Genomic DNA, 3,968 nt, shown 5'->3' on the forward strand with positions numbered 1-3,968 from the left:
TCGTAGCTGTATTCGGTGAGGGCGCCTTCAGCGTCGAGTTGGGCGATGAGCTGGCCCTTGTCGTCATAGATCCACTGCGTGAACTCATCGTCGGCCAGCGGATTGAGGCCCTGGAGGTTCTCGTTCCGCATGTAGTTGCGGGTCTGCAGTTGGCTGAGAGAGTAGGTCTGCTCGGTGGCGCTGAGGGGCGCGGAGCGGCGCAGCTGGCTGCGCTTGTTGCCTGCACCGTCATAAGTCCAGACGGTCAGGACGTTTTCGCCGTTGATCTGCGCGGCCAGCTGGCCCGAGACGTCGTAGAGGTTGCGGGTGACGCGGTCGTTGACGGCATCCAACGCAGGGCGGGTGAGCAACGGGGCGGTGCTTTGGGTGGTGCCGTTGGCAGTGCTCAGGCGCACCACGTTCTGGGCCGTGGCGTAGCGGGTCTCCTTGACGAGGTTGGAGGCACCGTCGTATTGGTTCTCGACGAGGTAGCCGTCGGCGTCGAGCCGGCCTTGCAGGCGGCCGGCGGTGTCGTAGTAGTAGGTGGTGATGCGATCGTTGACGGTGTCGGCCGCGGGGCGCGCGCCGGCGATGGTGCTGGAGGCGCCGAGCCCCTGCAAGGTGGTGCTGTCCAGCAGCTTGGAGTAGGCGATGCTCTGGATGAGGCGGCCGGCGCCGTCGTAGAAGTACTCGGTAAGCTGGCCGTTGGGCGCGATGTCGGCGCTCTTGCGGCCGCTCACGTCGTAGAGGCTGTAGCTGGCGACGCCGGTGGCATCCTGCACGCGCCACAGGCGGCCCAGGGCGTCGTAGCTGTAGAGGGTCTGGCCCAGGCTCTTGGGGTTGGCATCCGTGTGGCCGGCACCGAGCACGTCGCTGCTGACGAGGTTGCCTTGGGTGTCGAAGAGCTGGACGGTGGTCTGGCCGTTGTCGAGTTGGACGCTGGTCTTGCGGTTCTGGTCGTCGTAGCTGTAGAGGGTCTGGACGCCGTTGGTGTCCGTCGTCTTCGTGACGCGGCCGAGGCCGTCGTATTCGTAGCTCAGCTTGACGCCGGAGCCGTCCTGGCGGCTGAGCAACTGGCCGAAGGCGTTGTAGGTGGTCTGGGCGATGCTGGCCTCGCCGCTGCTGCCGGTGGCGTAGCGGGTCTCCTGCGTCACCTGGCCGCGCAGGTCGTAGGCGTAGTCGGTGACTTGGCGGGCGGCGCTGGCGGGTTGGCTTGTCGCCCAGCCGGACAGCGCGCTGAGCGTGAAGGAGGTGGAGGTGTAGTAGGCCGCGGTGTAGGTCGTGCGGCGCTGGAGCTGGTCTTTGGCGTCGTAGGTGTAGCTGGTGGCCTGCCCGCCGGGGCCCACCACATAGGCCAGCTGGCGTTTGGCGATGTTGCTGCCGTAGATGTAGCGGGTGGTGCTCCCGCCGGTAGGGGCAGGCCCGCCCGGACCATCGGTGTCAGCCACGCTGTAGACGGTCTCGCTCAGCAGCAGCTTGCTGGTGGCGTCGTAGCTGCGCTCGGTGACGTTGCCGGCCGCGTCAGTGCGGCGCGTCCAGGCGCCGTTGCCCCCGCCCGTGCCGTCGTAGGCGTAGGTGGTGGTTTCGCCTTTGGCATTGGTGCTGGTGAGCAGGTCACCGCTGGCGCTGTTGTAGGTGTAGCTTTGCTTGAAGCTGGCCCCGCCCAGGGCCGCCCCCGCCATTTCCAGCAACTGGCCCGCCGCGCCGTATTTGAGCGTGGTGGCCTGGCTCAGCGGGTCGGTGACGGTGGTGGTGCCGTTGGCGGCGTCGTAGCTGAAGCTGGTCAGGCGGTTCTGGTCGTCCTTGAGCGACTTGACGCGGCCATCTCCGTAGTACTCGACGGTGAACCGGCTGCCGTCAGTTTGCTGCAGGCTGCTGAGCCGGCCGTTGGCGTCGTAGTCGTAGGTGACGGTGTAGGCCTTGGCGTCAGTTGTGTCCGTCGGCGTCAGGTCGGTCGTGACGGCCTGCAACTTGCCTGTTTTGATGCCCGAGCCGGCCGGGTAGTAGGTGTAGCTGGTGACGCTGCGCGTCTTGGCTTGTCCGGCATCCAGGTAGCTGGTGGTGATGCTGCCGAGCTGGTTGCCGCTGTAGGTGAGCGTGACCTTCTCGTCCGGCGCGTTGGTGCCCACGACGCTGCCGGCCTTGTAGGTGCCCAGGGTGTCGATCAGGCCGCTGGCGTTGTAGGTCACCGCCACGAAATGACCTTCGGGCTGCGTGACCTGGGTGAGGCGGTAGGTGCCGTTGCCCAGTGCGTAGGTTTCCTTGACGCCGCTGTCGCCGTCCGTCCAGGTCCAGACGCCGCCGGCGTAGCTCAGCGTGTCGTATTGCCCGCCGCCTTCCTTGCTGACGTAGACCCCGGCGTTGCAGGTGTAGCTGCGCTCCGTGCCATCAGCCTCGACGCGCTTGGCCACGCTGCCGTCCGCGTTGAATGGGCCGCTGGTCAGCGTGACCTGGCGGTAGTAGCCGACGCGCCAGCCGTCGGCGTTGTCGCCATCCCAGCCGCCCTGGCTGTTGTAGGTGCGGAGCAGGTCGACGTCCGGGCCGACGCCCACCAGGTATTCGTCGCGGTCCTGGATGACCAGGTTGCCGTTGGCCGCGTTGACGGTGATCTGTTCGCCGGCACGCCCCGTGGCGGCCTGCCCCATCCCGCCCGCCCCGCCCAACACGTCTTTGGAGGTGTTGACCAAGCCGTTGCCACTACCCGTCACGACCGAAACCATGCTGCTTCCCTGCTCTTTGGAGTTGGATACCAGAGAGGGTTATCCAGACCGATTCGTTTCGGTTTAGCTATTGACGCAATTTGTTACATCGTCGGTGCGCGGCCGCAGGTCGCAGGCGTTCATCGCGGGCTTGGCAAAACAACCCTGGCAGCCCAGAGAACGCGGTCCTTTGCGCAGGTCATTTCGCCTTTGAACGAGATTGCGCCTTCTGCGGGCAGGCAGGCGAGCCTGCTTAAACCTCCGCCGCAAAGGCCCACTGTTTGCCGGCACACTGGCGTCCGACATATCAGGGTCCAGATGCATCGCTTCGGTTTCACCCATACCTACGCCCGCGAACTGCCCGGCGCCGCCGTGGCCTGGAAGCCTGCCGTGGTTCCAGAGCCGCGTCTGCTGTTCGCCAATGCTGAATTGGCCGAAGAGCTGGGCCTGCCGGCCGACGTGCTGAGCGGCCTGGACGCCGCAGCCCTCTTCTCCGGCAACCTGCTGCCGGACGATGCCGAGCCCGTTGCGCAGGCCTACGCGGGCCATCAGTTCGGCGGGTTCTCACCGCAACTCGGCGAMGGCCGCGCGCTGCTGCTCGGCGAGGTGGTCGAYCCATCGGGCCAGCGCCGCGACATAGCCTTCAAAGGCTCGGGCCGCACGCCCTTCTCCCGCGGCGGCGACGGCAAGGCGGCCGTCGGCCCGATGCTGCGCGAGGTGCTGATCGGCGAGGCCATGCATGCGTTGGGGATCCCCACCACGCGCGCCCTTGCCGTGGTGGCGACCGGCGAGCCGGTATACCGCGAGACGCCGTTGCCCGGCGCGGTGCTGACCCGCGTGGCCGCCAGCCATCTGCGCGTGGGCACCTTCCAGTTCTTCGCGTCGCGTGGCGACCTGGACACATTGCGCCGCCTGGCCGACTACACCATTGCCCGCCATGACCCCGCGCTCGTCGGTGCGCCCGACCGCTACCTTGGCTTGCTGCGCGCCGTTGCGGAGCGACAGGCGAAGCTGGTGGCGCAGTGGCTGAACGTGGGCTTCATCCACGGCGTGATGAACACCGACAACATGGCGCTGTCCGGCGAGACCATCGACTACGGCCCTTGCGCCTTCATGGAGGCCTATGACCCGCAAGCCGTCTTCAGCAGCATTGACCACGCCGGCCGCTACGCCTATGGCAACCAGCCCGGCATTGCCCGCTGGAACCTGGCGCGCTTTGCGGAAACCTTGCTGCCGCTGATGGCGGACGCCGACGACGAGCCGGCCATCGAGCGCGCCGTAGCCGAAGCG

At 67.0% G+C, this 3,968-nt stretch carries 2 protein-coding genes; one reads left to right on the forward strand and one right to left on the reverse strand.

What is annotated here, in order from left to right; translation table 11 throughout:
• Window positions 1-2,699: hypothetical protein (locus ACXJKR_RS26450; RefSeq protein WP_457325346.1), on the reverse strand; the 2,699-nt coding region annotated here is incomplete at its 3' end.
• Window positions 2,700-2,996: 297 nt separating this feature from the next.
• Between ACXJKR_RS26450 and ACXJKR_RS26455 the strand changes: the two genes are divergently transcribed.
• On the forward strand, window positions 2,997-3,968 hold a 972-nt coding region (locus ACXJKR_RS26455; RefSeq protein WP_457325347.1), incomplete at its 3' end, for a protein adenylyltransferase SelO.

This window comes from Roseateles sp. P5_E11, assembly GCF_054049355.1.